General features: G+C 48.2%; 14 protein-coding genes. 5 read left to right on the forward strand and 9 right to left on the reverse strand.

The genetic code is table 11. The features are described from left to right. Window positions 1-175 precede the first annotated feature (175 nt). Complete coding sequence (map, locus tag ACXHJ1_RS04360) at window positions 176-922, reverse strand: type I methionyl aminopeptidase (protein WP_457905667.1); 747 nt, start codon at window positions 920-922, stop codon at window positions 176-178. A gap of 193 nt (window positions 923-1,115) precedes the next feature. Between map and ACXHJ1_RS04365 the strand changes: the two genes are divergently transcribed. The 3 genes from ACXHJ1_RS04365 (at window position 1,116) to ACXHJ1_RS04375 (ending at window position 3,869) form a co-directional block, all read left to right on the forward strand. Then, entirely contained in the window at window positions 1,116-1,811 is a 696-nt protein-coding gene (locus ACXHJ1_RS04365) for a GntR family transcriptional regulator (protein WP_017427213.1), read from the forward strand. A gap of 238 nt (window positions 1,812-2,049) precedes the next feature. Then, window positions 2,050-3,597: a gluconokinase gene (gene gntK / locus ACXHJ1_RS04370; RefSeq protein WP_457905668.1), complete on the forward strand. Its 1,548-nt coding sequence runs from the start codon at window positions 2,050-2,052 to the stop codon at window positions 3,595-3,597. 92 nt (window positions 3,598-3,689) lie between these two features. After that, complete coding sequence (locus ACXHJ1_RS04375) at window positions 3,690-3,869, forward strand: hypothetical protein (protein ID WP_080561121.1); 180 nt, start codon at window positions 3,690-3,692, stop codon at window positions 3,867-3,869. Window positions 3,870-4,044: 175 nt separating this feature from the next. On the opposite strand, the gene ACXHJ1_RS04380 is transcribed toward ACXHJ1_RS04375, so the two are convergent. From ACXHJ1_RS04380 to ACXHJ1_RS04390, 3 genes are all read right to left on the reverse strand, one after another. Then, entirely contained in the window at window positions 4,045-4,164 is a 120-nt protein-coding gene (locus ACXHJ1_RS04380) for a hypothetical protein (protein WP_013369112.1), read from the reverse strand. Window positions 4,165-4,277: 113 nt separating this feature from the next. Next, entirely contained in the window at window positions 4,278-5,099 is an 822-nt protein-coding gene (locus ACXHJ1_RS04385; protein ID WP_430211339.1) for a serine/threonine protein kinase, read from the reverse strand. Between the two features lie 146 nt (window positions 5,100-5,245). Beyond that, window positions 5,246-6,061: a MerR family transcriptional regulator gene (locus ACXHJ1_RS04390; protein ID WP_290403971.1), complete on the reverse strand. Its 816-nt coding sequence runs from the start codon at window positions 6,059-6,061 to the stop codon at window positions 5,246-5,248. A 537-nt stretch (window positions 6,062-6,598) separates the two neighbouring features. Between ACXHJ1_RS04390 and ACXHJ1_RS04395 the strand changes: the two genes are divergently transcribed. Beyond that, the gene (locus ACXHJ1_RS04395; protein WP_107735169.1) at window positions 6,599-7,555 is read left to right on the forward strand and encodes an L-lactate dehydrogenase; all 957 of its coding nucleotides are present in this window, start codon (window positions 6,599-6,601) and stop codon (window positions 7,553-7,555) included. A gap of 105 nt (window positions 7,556-7,660) precedes the next feature. Here ACXHJ1_RS04395 and ACXHJ1_RS04400 read toward each other — a convergent pair whose 3' ends face one another. Genes ACXHJ1_RS04400 through ACXHJ1_RS04420 form a run of 5 tightly spaced genes read right to left on the reverse strand, consistent with a single transcriptional unit; the run spans window position 7,661 to window position 12,183 of the window. Continuing rightward, on the reverse strand, window positions 7,661-8,389 hold the full coding sequence (locus ACXHJ1_RS04400) for an ABC transporter permease (RefSeq protein ID WP_017427211.1): 729 nt from the start codon (window positions 8,387-8,389) through the stop codon (window positions 7,661-7,663). Next, window positions 8,389-9,105 (reverse strand): ABC transporter permease, encoded by a 717-nt coding sequence (locus tag ACXHJ1_RS04405; protein WP_457905669.1) that lies wholly within the window; start codon window positions 9,103-9,105, stop codon window positions 8,389-8,391. Before ACXHJ1_RS04405 ends, ACXHJ1_RS04400 begins: the two co-directional genes overlap by 1 nt. Continuing rightward, entirely contained in the window at window positions 9,102-10,019 is a 918-nt protein-coding gene (locus ACXHJ1_RS04410) for an ABC transporter ATP-binding protein (protein ID WP_457905670.1), read from the reverse strand. The genes ACXHJ1_RS04405 and ACXHJ1_RS04410 overlap by 4 nt, the downstream gene beginning before the upstream one ends. A 59-nt stretch (window positions 10,020-10,078) precedes the next feature. Beyond that, window positions 10,079-11,509: a sensor histidine kinase gene (locus ACXHJ1_RS04415; protein ID WP_457905671.1), complete on the reverse strand. Its 1,431-nt coding sequence runs from the start codon at window positions 11,507-11,509 to the stop codon at window positions 10,079-10,081. Beyond that, window positions 11,509-12,183 (reverse strand): response regulator transcription factor, encoded by a 675-nt coding sequence (locus ACXHJ1_RS04420; RefSeq protein WP_017427209.1) that lies wholly within the window; start codon window positions 12,181-12,183, stop codon window positions 11,509-11,511. The genes ACXHJ1_RS04415 and ACXHJ1_RS04420 overlap by 1 nt, the downstream gene beginning before the upstream one ends. Before the next feature lie 150 nt (window positions 12,184-12,333). Here ACXHJ1_RS04420 and ACXHJ1_RS04425 point away from each other — a divergent pair, with 150 nt between their 5' ends. After that, window positions 12,334-14,103: an alpha-glycosidase gene (locus ACXHJ1_RS04425; RefSeq protein ID WP_457905672.1), complete on the forward strand. Its 1,770-nt coding sequence runs from the start codon at window positions 12,334-12,336 to the stop codon at window positions 14,101-14,103. The last annotated feature ends 495 nt before the right edge of the window (window positions 14,104-14,598 follow it).

Consider the following 14,598-nt stretch of genomic DNA (forward strand, 5'->3'; position numbering starts at 1 on the left):
CCTCACTACATGCAGAAACGGGGATATGGGGCCATTAACAGAATCAAATCCGCGTCAGAAAATTCTTTTTAGAATGCACGCGGCAAAAGAGACTGTCCTCTGGACAGCCTCTTTTCTGTAATAGGTCTAACTCATTTAATTCGCTAGTCTGTAGGTTACTGATGGATGCCTGCTTTTATTGCTGGGTCAAGATGATAGGACCGTCTGCTGTAATTGCCAGCGTATGCTCGTATTGTGCCGACAAACCACCGTCCAACGTACGTGCGGTCCAACCGTCCGCATCAATCTTACTGCGGTATGTGCCTGTGTTAAGCATCGGCTCAATTGTAATAACCATGCCCTCTTTCAAGCGTGGTCCACGGTGCGGAGGTCCGTAATGCGGAACCTGCGGTTGCTCATGCATTTCTTCCCCGATGCCATGCCCAATAAATTCGCGTACGACCGAGAAGCCTTCCACTTCCGCGTAAGTTTGGATCGCATGGGAAATATCCCCGATCCGATTACCAACAACAGCTTGCTCAATCCCTTTATACAGAGACTCTTTGGTAACGTCCAACAGCTTTTGGGCCTGCTCAGACACATTCCCCACCGCATACGACCAAGCGGAATCTGCCAGCCAGCCATTCAGGTTCACAACCATGTCGATCGTCACGATGTCGCCGTCCTTCAATGGTGTTTTGTTCGGAAAGCCGTGGCAAATCACATCATTAGGGGAACCACAAGTTGCAAACTGGTAGCCGTTATAACCCTTTTGCTCCGGCGTTGCGCCGTGCTTCTTCATAAATGATTCTGCAAAGGCGTCAATTTCCAGTGTCGTAATACCTGGCTTAATCATTTTAGCAATTTCCCGGTGGCAAGCAGCCAAAATTTCGCCGGCTTTTTTCATATTTTCAATTTGTTCTTTGGTTTTAATGATAATCATTAAATGTTCTCCTTCTTATCCATGTTCATTCCACTTTTCACTGCTTCTTTTTTTCTGCTTCTATTGTAACGCTAAAAGCAGTGAAATGGAACCGATGTCAATTGATACCGTTTACAAGGGCTTAAACGGGGTTTATAATACTCCATAATTTGTATACAAGTATGCAAAATTATTTGCAAGATAGGAGTATTCTATGAAATATCCAACAACCTGGTTACAGGGCGCATCGCTTGGAGAGAGGATTGCTTGTGAACTCCGACTTCAGATTATACGTGGTATGCAGACACCCGGCACTGTTCTATCTGAAAATCAGATTGCTACCGATTTTGGTACCAGCCGTTCTCCTGTGCGTGAAGCCATGAAAGTGCTCTCAAGCGAAGGACTTATCCGCTTGGAGCGCATGGGGGCGGTTGTGATCGGCATGACACCCGATGATATGGAGGAGCTATTCGACGTACGAATGCTGATTGAGCATTTTGTTGTTCAAAGGTATGTACATAGGGATAATACCATATTGGTAAACACTTTAAATCAGATGATCGACAAAATGGAAGTCGCTCTCAAGCACAGAGATATCGCTGAATTTTCACTTCAGGATTTTAATTTTCATGAAGCTCTGGTTCTGGAAGCAGGCCATACCCGTATTCTCCATACCTGGAATGGTATGAGACAGTTGATCCTGACGGTTATGCTGGCTGCGACAGAACAACGTTTTGCGTCTAACATCGAAGAATCTCAAGTCACGATTCACAAGCACCGCACCTTTGCAAATGCTTTAAAACAAGGAAATGATCAAGAATTATCCCGACTCATTGAGGAACATTACCGAGACACTCGCAACGCGGTTAACGATAGTGTTTTGTCCTCCTATAGAAAGACATTATCCTAGCCGGAACATACCCGACAAAGAGCCAATTGTATCGCGTCTTTATGCCCACTCCAACTGACGCGGTTCTCTTTTCAGACTAAATTGTCGACAAGTATACAATTAACTATACATATTAGCACCTTTACTCTTTGAATGTTATGGAACCATCCTCTCCCTAGTCGCATTCGGTTTGATTATACTGCTGGATGTGTTAATTTAACGATAATAGCTAATAAGGTAAGTGAAGGGGAGAATGAATATGACTGAAACCCGATATATGATCGGCGTCGATATTGGCACGACCAGTACCAAGGCAGTGCTTTTTGAAGAAAACGGCAATATTGCCGCGCAGCATCATGTGGGCTATCCACTCCATACACCTGAGCCAGATGCGGCAGAACAGGACCCTGAAGATATTCTCAAAGCTGTCGTAGAGACGGTGCAAGAGGTCATGACACAAAGCGGAGTACCCGCCGAACATGTGCTGTTCGTCTCCTTTAGTTCGGCTATGCACAGCGTACTGGCGGTGGACAAGAACGGTAAACCACTGACCGCCTCCATCACGTGGGCAGATAATCGTAGTGCCAAATGGGCTGAAGCGCTCAAACATAAATACAATGGACACGATATTTACTTACGCACGGGAACGCCCATTCACCCCATGTCACCGCTGACAAAACTGATGTGGATTACACGAGATTTACCGGATGTAGCGGCCCAGACGTACAAGTTCATTTCTATAAAGGAATATATCTTTGCCCGGTTATTCCACCAATATGTCGTGGATCACTCGATCGCCTCTGCTACCGGACTCATGAATTTGAAGCAGCTGGATTGGGACGAGGAAGCGCTCACTATTGCAGGTGTGACGAAGGAGCAGCTGTCCGAGCTGGTACCGACAACTCATGTGCTAAAAGGACTGGACGCAGCCTATGCACATGACATGGGCCTGCTGGAGACGACCCCTTTTGTGATCGGGGCCAGTGACGGTGTCTTGTCCAACCTCGGTGTGAATGCAATCAAACCTGGAGTTGTCGCTGTTACCATCGGCACCAGCGGAGCCATCCGTACTGTAGTTGATAAGCCTCTCACCGATGCGAAAGGGCGCTTTTTCTGTTATGCCTTGACCGAAAAGCTGTGGGTCATCGGCGGCCCGGTGAACAACGGCGGTATCGTATTCCGCTGGATACGGGATGAATTTGCAGCCTCTGAGGTGGAAACTGCCAAACGCTTAGGAATTGATCCGTATCATGTGCTGACCCAAATCGCAGAGCAGGTGCGTCCAGGCTCGGACGGTCTGCTTTTCCTTCCGTATCTATCTGGCGAACGCGCTCCTCTGTGGGACCCAAATGCGCGTGGCTCCTTCTTCGGCCTGTCCCTGCGGCACAAAAAAGAGCATATGATTCGCGCCGCACTGGAAGGTGTACTGTTCAATCTGTATACAGTCATGCTCGCTATGGAGGAAGTCATCGACAGACCGTCTGTCATTCACGCCACGGGTGGATTTGCACGCTCGGAGCTGTGGAGACAGCTCATGGCGGATATTTTTGATCAGGAAGTCATTATCCCCGAAAGTCTGGAAAGCTCATGTCTAGGCGCAGCTATTCTAGGCTTGTACGCGTTAGGGCGAATTGATTCGCTAGATGCAGTATCCGGTATGATCGGCACCACTCATCAGCATAAACCTGCGGCAGAGCATGTAGATATCTATCGCGATTTACTGCCGATCTATATTCGCATTTCACGTAAATTTGAAGAAGAGTTCAAGGATATTGCAGAATTTCAGGTCAAGTCCCTACAATCTTAAATTAGCGGAACCTGTTCTAATGTTGTTGCGTATTATCGTTTTATAAGACCTGTCTATACTCAGTTGGATAGGATAAGAAGGAGGATTAGACGATGCTCAAAAAATTACTGCACCGCCTGCTACATTCCACCTCTCATTCCCATAAGCGGCGATACAGCAGCTCAGATCGTTATTACGACCGTAGACGCCATTCTTCATCAGACGGATACAAGAACAGCCATAACGGTCACCGATATTATAAGGATAAACGCCGTCACTACTCCAGTTCCTAGCCACACAACAAAAAGCAGTGGCGGAGTACAACGTAAAACAAGAAGCAAGCCACAGGCTCCTTAAGCTTATAAAGCGAAGCCCCTTCTCATCAAGGGCCTTCGCTTTATTGTTGTGCGCCCTTCGTTACGCAGAGCAACATCAGTGCATTTTACAGGAAATCGGCTATAACCGAAATTACAGAAATAGGGTTTTAGAGATAATCACCAACAAAATAAACAGTACCAGAATCGCTCCTACAGAGGTCCAGGCTCCTACGCCGCAACCCATACCGCCTACTCCACACATATGACTCATTTACAACACTCCCTTCGCTCATTTCAGGATCATTGTATGTAGACCTAGTCAAATGCGTAAGGGGCATTCCCCCATTTTTGCGGCGAATGCCTGTTTATTTTTAGGGATTAAAGTTATGGATTAACCTCTAACTGCAATAATGCTTCCTCCAACTCCTGCATAAACTGTCGACTATGTTCATAACGTGGACGAATTTGAAAAAGCCGCTCCAGTATATGACGCACAGGTTGACTCAGCATTAATTCTTCCTGCCAGCTTCCAGGGGGTTGATCCGGCTGAGGCTCATAACTGCTATACAGCATAAAAAGCATGAAGTGCCCGACATCATACAAATCGCTGTAGAAGGCGACATCTTGTCGCTCAGGTGCGCGCTTTTCCAGCATGGCTTCGGTGAATACATCCTCCTGTCGTTCTCCCACGGCCAAAGCAAGCCCAAAGTCGATTAGGTACGGCTTCCCTTCGCGGTGAATTACGTTAGGAATACGGATATCGCGATGGATGTATCCCCGTTCATGCACATGCAGAACTCGCTCCATTAACTCTAAAATGTAGACGATACATTCCTGTTCCGTAAAGGAACGCTCCTGTTCAAAGATAAGCTCTTCCAAGGTCATACCGCAGACGTATTCCATGACCATATACATTCCGTCCGAATGTTGGTCAATTTCAAGCAACTTTGGAATAAAAGGGTGCTCCATCTTTCGCATAATGTGAGCCTCGCGCTGCAATAGTTGAACTGCCTGCGCTCGTTTGCTCGGTCTGGGCAGTTTTACCGCCACCTCCTGTCCGCTGTGCCGATCCAGACAAAGGTAGGTTAGACCATAGCTACCCATGCCTAAAAGCGAACGAACACAATAACGTCCGCTCAGCAAATCACCAGGCTGTTTGGGATAATCTATCCATGATTCATAAATGTTCCTCAACCAAGCAAACATACTTAGATCCTTTCCTATACATGCCGCAGCCACGTTTCCTATGCGACTTGTCCTCGTATTCTTGTATTCCGTTATTATATCATCCACGCCAAAAGACCATCAGAGCCGGGTAGGTCTGATGGTCTTATTAGACAAGATAATGATCGTTATGCCTCTCTGCGGCTACGTGGTGTCAGACCGAGCCAGGACAACAGCGAACTGCGCGTTTTGCGTTGCCGGCCCTGATAGGTACGTAGATTAGTGATTAACTGCCGATCCCGTTCTTCCTCGACCCTTTCTTTCATCCAACGTTTATGGTCCTCTAGTTGGTTAGATAAGCTAACATTCTTCTCCACCAAACGGCTGTGCTCTGCTTCCAGTTCCTCCAAACGGCTCCGCATTTCCAACAAAGCGGTTTGCACCATATCCTGCATCTGCGCCAGTTCTTGTGGCTCTATGGACTCCTGCGTTTGTACGGATACAGGTGCTTGCTCCAATCTATACTCCATGGTTGGGGTCAAAGTTTGGAACTGTTCCTGCGACTGCATGGGCTCCTCTGGTAGCTCCTGAACATTCATTTCATCCTGTATCTCTGTCAGCTCAACCGTAGCAGCAGCTTGCTCCTGCATGACCGCCTCTTCTCTACCCTCAGCCGCCGCCATTATTTCTTGCCAGGTTGCAGTCAGTGACTCAGCATCCGAGATGGGTGGCAAGCGGAATTCTTCATCCTCCAATTGGAAAGGAGCGGTTATTCTCTCAAGTACCACCTGAACGGATTGCTCCATTGTCATATGCTGCTCACGCAACGCCCTCCGCATCACCTTCAAGCACTCAACATCCTCTGCACTGAACATTCTTGACTGATTAGTGGAACGTTGAAACACATATCCCTGTTCCTCCAGCGCCGCTGCATATTTACGAAGGGTACTCGCCCCGATTCCCAGTTGCTTTGCTGCTTCCGTCGTCGACTTGCTTTCTTCCATTTAATCATTACCTCCCCGGATGGTATGGAAAGAAAAAGCTTGTATATGTAGGATTCGCGGAAACCATTGGAAATCCTTTGGCAAAATAGTTCTAATATTGCAGACTGCTAAGAACCTTTGTCATAAACGAATAATTTAAAAACATACAAGAAGCGACATCGCTAAGAATGCTCCTGCACTGTATACTCTTGAGACTCGTTAAGAAACGTCACATAAATGTGATACTCCCAATATTGTTACGTAAACTTTTCTTCCATGGATATGGCTCATGTTATGATTTATACGGAAACCACTTATAAATAAATAGATAACTTACATCCTGTCTTCCAATAAAAGAATATGGGTAATCTACACTTATTCTTTGATTAATCCTAAATTGCTCCCCCTATTCACCGTTCTTTTTTAATTTATCGGAATGAGGACAAAAAAATGGATATTTTCAAAAGATCAGCAATATGTTATGTTATGTAACGTAAAATGGATTTCAGGCATAATTTGTAGCATATTAACGTTCGTTGGAACGAGGAGGAAACATAAATGAAGGGGAAGGCAAGGAAAGTAGCGATTGTCGGCGCGGGAATGGTCGGTTCGAGCTGTGCCTACTCAATGGTCAATCAGTCCATTTGTGACGAAATCATGATGATTGACCGCACGTATGACCGGGCTTTGGCCCATGCACTGGATCTGTCCCATTGTATGGATTTTACGTCTACACGCACCAAGGTCCGTGCAGGCACATATGCAGACTGCACAGATATGGATGTTGTGATTATAACGGCTGGGTCCAATCCTAAACCGGGTCAAGACCGCCTATCTGTATTGGACGATGCCGTGCATATCACCAGAGAGATTGTAACAGCTATTATGGAGGGCGGTTTCGACGGTATTTTCGTTATTGCCGCTAATCCTGTCGACATTGTTACTTATCTGGTGCAGAGTATATCTGGTCTGCCGCGCAACAAGGTGATCGGCACGGGCACCTCTATCGACTCATCCCGGCTCAAGACGTTGCTTTCTGAGGTGTTTTCCATAGATCCACGCAGTGTACAGGGGTATGCCTTGGGCGAGCATGGCGAATCCCAATTCGTGGCCTGGTCGCACGTTACGATTGGCGGCAAGCCGCTCTTGCACATTTTGCGTCAGCATAAGGAACGATTCAGACACGTTGATCTGGATGACATCGCCCGTAAAACAAGGGATGCCGGTTGGGAGATTTTCACCCGCAAAGGTGCCACTTATTTTGGTATTGCCAATGCGCTGGCGTACATTACCCGTTCCATTTTGAATGACGATGGTAAAATTATAGCGATCTCTGCCGTATTGGACGGCGAGTACGGACACACTGATGTCTGCACGGGCGTTCCAGCAATCATCGGCAGTAGAGGAGTTCAGGAGGTCATCGAGCTTGAGCTGAGTCCAGAAGAACAAGCCAAGTTTGACGCCTCTTGCCGCCTGATCAGCGATAATATTCGTGCTATTTCAGGCTTAGTGTAAGCCATAGAGTAAGTGTCTTATTCAGAACACGAACCTGCAGCACAGCAAAAAAGCTCCTTACCCTCTTTTTAGGATAAGGAGCTTTTGCAGTTTCCACATTTCGTCTTATATCTCTTTATAACGAAATATCATCAGGCCAGCAAACGCAAACACGACAAAGCTACCCAGTACCACCATCAACAGTGTATCTGTTGGCACCATGAACGCCCCGAAATTATCTCCCCCACTCGGCATCATCGCCAATAGAGGCTGTGTCCATGGATAGTATGGACCATAGGTCTGAGAGTTGGCGACCAGCATATTGGGCACGGTGAAGACGAAATTCAAAGCAAGCGGTGCAGCAAAGCTAGACCACAAAAAGGACACCATCAGCTGCAGGGCAGCCAGCGGCAGACAAGCAACCCAGCCTGCAAGCAGGCTTTGGGCGATCACGGCCCAAGGGATCGGTCCGTTCATCCCCTGCACAGCTCCAACACCCAGCAGCGCTCCTCCAAACAGCAGCTGAGTCAGTCCGACCATAGCCATGATGATGGTCAGCTTGGCTGCGTACAACCCCGTGCGAGACAACGGCAACGACATCAGTTGCTTCCAGCCGCCACCCCCATGCTCAAAACGACAGACAAGAGACCCAAACACGGCGGTCAGCATCGGCAGGAACAGCATTGCATGTATTGTAAGCATAGCAGCCAGCAGCAACAGCCAGTTTCCTCCCGGATTCGCCAGCAAACCAATCAGGACGGCAATCGCTGGACTGACGAGCGCGAGCAGCCAGACGGGCGATTTTGCTATTTTCATGCGTTCGACAGAAAGTAGCCGCACGTATCCTCCAAGCATTACGCCACATCCTTTCGACTAAAATGAGCTGCGGTCAGCAGGCTGAGAATTGCACCTGTTCCGCATCCGATGGACGCAAATATCCACGCTTGTGGCGCAACCCATGCGAATTGCGGCCAAGCCAGCGGAAACCATTCGGACAACTGGGAAGCAAACAAGCTCCCAATGCCTAACGTAATGCCCAGTGTTACAGGTAGCGCTTGATTATGGAACGTGACCGTTAGCCACAACAACAATACGAGTATAGGCAGCGTGCCGCCCAAGGGCCAAAATCCGAGCCGCAGTAGCTCCCCTATTGGTGCAGGCTCTCCCCCAAAGCCAAGAAGCATTCCTAATGTCCAAGTCCCAATCGTCAAAAGTAGGCAGGACACGCACAGCATTCCAATGGCTAATGTTAGCTTTGCCATATAAACACTAAATTTGGAAATAGGCAAAGCCAGCAGCTGCTTCCAGGAGTTAGATGTATGCTCCACATTCACCAACATGGAAGCGACCATCGTAGCTCCAAGCACTAGCGCAAGGGGGACAAACAACGCGATGTTATCCATCAAGCTTTCCCATAAGCGACCCTTATATCGTGGAATCAGATAGTCATAGCGGAGTCCGAAATTCAGTCCCTGCATGGCCACCAGTCCAAGAGGACCGAGGAATACCAGGAACCAGATTCCCTTTCTGCGTGCTTTGAGCAGATCCGCTGTCAGCGCTCGCAGCATCATAGGGAGCCCCCTCCTTTGCCCACCACCTGCATGAACATATCCTCCAGCGATTTGCGGCGTTCCTCCACACGATATACAGCATGTGTATTTTCGACCAATCTTCTGACCAGCAGCGCAACAGCCGCGTCATTCATGTTGTCAAAATCCAGCGCTGCCCCGTTCATCACTGAATGGTAGCCCTGCTCACGTGCAATGAATTGGGCTGCTTCCGGCTCCGATACTACGATCCGAATCCCCCCTGCGGACTCTTGACGGAGATTGTGAATTGTATTTTGGAAGACCAGCTGTCCTTCACGGATAATGCCGACGGTATTCGCCATATGCTCTACCTCGCTCAGCAGATGGCTGGATACCAGTACAGTGATCCCCCGCTGCTTGGGCATCGCCTGTATCAATTCGCGCATTTCCTGAATGCCCTCGGGGTCCAAGCCATTCGTGGGCTCGTCCAGAATTAGCACTTCGGGATTGCCGAGCAGGGCTGCTGCGATACCAAGTCTCTGCTTCATGCCCAGCGAGTAGCCTTTAACCGGGCGTTTGGCGTGCTTGGTCAACCGAACGACCTCCAATACTTCCGCAATGTTCTCTTTCGGTACATTCAAAATACGACGGATAGCCTCCAGATTTTCGATGGCGTTCAAATGACCATAATATGAAGGATACTCTACCAACGAACCGACTTTACGCAAAATATCGAGTCTATGTCTGCGGATATCTTTGCCGAATATACGGATCGTTCCTCGAGTTGGGCGAATAAGCCCAAGCAGCATGCGGATTGTTGTCGTTTTCCCTGCTCCATTGGGACCGAGAAATCCGTAAATATCTCCCCGTGCTATTTTCAGGTCCAGCTGATTAACCGCGGCGCGGCCTTTGTATATTTTGCTGAGACTGTTCGTTTCAATAATTGTTTCGTTCAAGTTCCTCACCTCGACACCTATCGTAACGTGCCAAGTTTAAAGCCAAGGGAACTCTGAGTTTAAGTTTTGTTTAAAAAACGGATTTGTGTCCCGGCTGATGAACTAGAAATCTCCCTCTCCAAATTCATTTCGCGCGCCAAAAGCTCTGTAATCGCCAGGCCAATTCCAGCTCCTTTTTCACTGGATTGTTGTTCCATTCCCGGGCCTTTATCTGTGATGACCAATGCCTCTCTTCCGTTATCCTTCTGTACTTGAATACCGATATATCGACCGGAGGCGGCATGCCGAACTACATTTTGAAAAAGATTGTCCAGCAGACGGCAGAAGCCTTGCTCATCGACATTCCATACCAAACTATGCTCAGGCAGGTCGATATCCACTTCAAAGCCTTCCTTTTCCCACACTGGGTACCAGTTGGCTGCACACTCGCGCACCAGCCGCAAGATATCACGCGGCTCGTTATTCATGGTGTATTTGCCACTGGATAGCAAATTATAGGTTAGCAAGTTGTCGATCAGACTCCCAAGGTCCTTTAACTTATTTTCCATCAGTGTAATCGACTGTTTCCCTTTGCTGCTGAGATTTTCCGCATCCAGGGTATACAGATGGCTGCGCACAACCGTAAGTGGTGTTCGAATATCGTGTGACAGATCGGCGACTAGTCTCTTCCGCAGTTCCTCCTCCTGACGCTCACGTCCTCGACTCTCTGCCAACTGCTCAACCATCCGATTAAACGACTCTTCCAGTTTGCCGATTTCATCCGGGCGTCCGGTAGCAACGAGAATGGGTAATCCATCCTCGCCTCGCTGCGACATGGCGGCCTGAAGCTGCAACAGCCTCCGCCTAATGCCTCCAAAAAACAGAAGCGATACGAATATAAAAGCCCCCAGAACCAATAGAATAAAAAGGAGATAATACATCAACATGCCATTGTCACTAGTCGGATGTTCAAAGAACGAACGGGGCACTTTTAATACCATATAGCCCTGATTCACATCATCCTTGCCCCCGCCAATAAAGGCCACGACCGTAAACGGCCCCTCAGAGCTGGCTTGCTTCATAAGAGCTATAGCTTGCGCCGCACTCCATTGTTTTGGAATGGTAGGTTGTGTCGGTAGCTCCAGTCTGGTTAACCCTGCGGTATCGACCCAAAATATTTGTGAATCTGGGAACATATCCTGCTGTATTTTACGCAGATGGGCTGAAATTTGCTCTGGATTAGCTCCCTTCAAGTCTATAGCTTCTCGATGCCAGCTATGTTCAGTATGGGTCGTAGAGGGATAGTAAGGATTCTTAGGCTTGATATCCGTCTGCAAATTCAACAGTATGCTATATATCAAGGTTGTAACAGGCAATACAATGGGCAACAGCATCATAGCCAACACAATAATGACCAAATAGCGGAACAACAGTGAATTACGAAACCGCCCTCTTTGGGCTGGACGGGAGCTGCGACGCCACCATGCCCACCTCTTACGCATACCGCTCATTATGCTTTCACCCGATAACCTACACCACGGATCGTCTCAATGATACGGGGTGCCGCAGGATCAATCTCCAGCTTTTCCCGTAAGTGCCGAATGTGGACCATTAAGGTTTTGTCTCCGTCGATATACGGATCTCCCCAGACTGCCTCATACATTTGTTCCTTCGTCATAATCTGGCCCAAATGCCGCAGCAAATAAGCAAAGATATGATACTGCTTGCCTGTTAGCGTAATTTCCTCCCCGGTATCACGATTCACAATACGATTATCTGGAGGAAACACAGACAGATGCCCCAGTTGTAGAGATTCTTCGGACACGCTTCCTGATCGCCGCAGCAAAATCTCCATACGTGCTATGAGTTCGTCGGGGTGAAAGGGCTTTGTCACATAATCGTCAGCAAAATCCAGTCCTTGTAACTTATCATCAATGGACGTACGGGCAGACAACATGAGGATGGGAAGCTCCGGGTACTCTTTCTTGAGCCGCTTCCCAATGGTGAACCCATCCAGGCCGGGTAACATCACATCCAAAATCACGAGTCGGCACGCGCGAGCTGCTTCCACAGCTCCATCCCCACTGCGAAGCCAGGTTACAGCGTAATTCCTCTCTTCCAAATACTGATGCGTCCAAGCACCAATATCTTGATCATCTTCGATGTATAGCACATTTGTTTTCATAATAGACACCTACTTATCGTTTTTCTTTTATGTAATGGGCATTATAGCAGTTATGGTACATAACCCACTTAAAAAGGTTAATAACTACCTTATACGACATACGCTTCACAATTTCAAATTTGAATGCAGGTGAACAAGGAGGCCTATCTGATGCTGCTGGAAGCGATATACCACCACCCGAAACGTAATTGGGCTTTTGGTTATGATGATGAAACGATAATTTTACGGCTCCGTACAAAGAAAAATGACCTGACTGCTGTTCACGTTCTTACCGTAGATAAGTACGACTGGGATCGTACTCGGCAGCTTATTCCGATGTCTAAATTTGCCACCGATGGCAGGTTCGATTACTACGAATGTACTGTAAAGCCTACTCACCGTCGGCTGAAATATGGGTTTTTGCTGGAAGACGGCGAGGAACGAATTTGGATGAACGAGAACGATTTCACCACCGAGGAACCCCAAAATGCAGACAGTCTGTTCCAATATCCGTTTCTAAATCCGATTGATATATTGAAGCCACCTGCATGGGTGAAGGATGCTGTTTTTTATCAGATTTTCCCGGAACGCTTTGCCAACGGCGACCCCTCCATTAGCCCGGAAGGTGCTGAGGACTGGGGTGGCACACCGCAAAGAGACAATTTTTTCGGTGGCGATCTACAAGGGATTCTCGATCATCTGGATCATCTGAGCGAGCTAGGGATCAACGCCATATATATGACCCCTGTCTTCAAGGCGACGACCAATCATAAATACGATACCGAGGATTACATGGAGGTAGATCCGCACTTTGGGGACAAGGAGATATTAAAAAAACTGGTCAAGGCCTGCCATGAGCGGGGAATCCGGGTACTGCTGGATGCGGTGTTCAACCATTCAGGACGTACCTTTAAACCGTTCGTGGACGTACTGGAAAAAGGCGAAGCCTCGCCTTACAAGGACTGGTTCCATGTCCATAGCTTTCCGCTGGAAGTGGTCGATGGTACACCGACCTACGATACATTCGGGCTGGAACCGATGATGCCCAAGCTGAACACGGAACATCCTGAGGTAAAAGAATACCTGTTGAATGTGGCAAAGCATTGGATTGAAGAGATTGGTATTGACGGCTGGCGACTGGATGTGGCAGACGAGGTGGACCACGCCTTTTGGCGTGAATTCCGTACGACGGTCAAGCAGGCTAATCCAGATGCATATATTTTGGGTGAAATGTGGAATGAATCGTCTGAATGGCTTCAGGGGGACCAATTCGACGCGACGATGAATTATCCGTTCACCTATGCGGTGAATGATTTTTTCGTCAAAAAAGTGACCGATGCCCAGAGCTTTGCCTTTGCCATTGGGCGACAGCTTGCCCGCTATCCACAACAGGCATCCGAGGTTGCCTTCAATCTGCTGGATAGTCATGATACACCGCGCCTGTTGACACTGTGCGGGGGCGACAAGCGACTGATGCGGCTGGCTGCTTTGTTCCAGTTCACGTACATGGGTGCGCCCTGCATTTTTTACGGCGATGAGGTCGGTCTGGATGGAGATGCTGATCCAGGCTGCCGCCAGTGCATGGAGTGGGACACCGATAAGCAGGACCACGAGCTGTTCGACTTTTATCGTGAGCTGATCGCTCTTCGCAAGGCACACCCTGTCCTTCGTGATCAAGGAAGCATCACTTTCCTGGAGGCACAGCCGGAAGGTGCTTCACTCGCCTATGAGCGCCGCAGCGACGAAGAAGTGCTGCTTGTGCTATTCAACCGTTCCGATGAGCATCACACTTTTGAACTGTCTATTCCAGAGCAGGAATGGGAGGTAGCCTTTGGCGAAAGCCAGTGGTCCGTAGGACCGGAGGGGCTGCATGTCGAGCTTCCACCCTACGGATACGCTGTGCTGAAGGCAGCACCTGCCCGGTCAGTAAAACCTGCTTAAGATGGTGGTGTGAAGACGAGAAGAAAGGCATAAGTTATGTAGGCGCGGATGCTGATGAAAGCACCTGCCGACTATGGCAAAAAACGAGATCGCCGGGAACAAGTTAGATAATTTGTTCCCGGCGATCTTTTTACGTCGAGGATGTAGCTTTTGCACAAGCTGATTATTTATTTTTGACATCTGTTCTTACTACCCCAACATCCGAAGCATTGATCGAAATGGGGTTACCGCCTTGTCCTGTGTGAGCTGATGAAGATTGTCTAACATCCACCCTAATTCTTTTGCCCTTAAAGCCAGTTCGTCTCCTTTTCCCCAATGCCATGGCCTCCTTAAGTCTTCGTGGCTTTATAAACCTCTCAATATGGCCTAACTGTGAAGAGATATGCTATATGCATATGCCGCTGAAGAAAACAGGTCTCGGCGAATATCAGATCATAGCGAAAAGAGGCGATTAAAATGATTTTATCCACACAAAAAAACCGCTTCAAATGAAGT

The organism is Paenibacillus sp. ALE2, assembly GCF_054113385.1.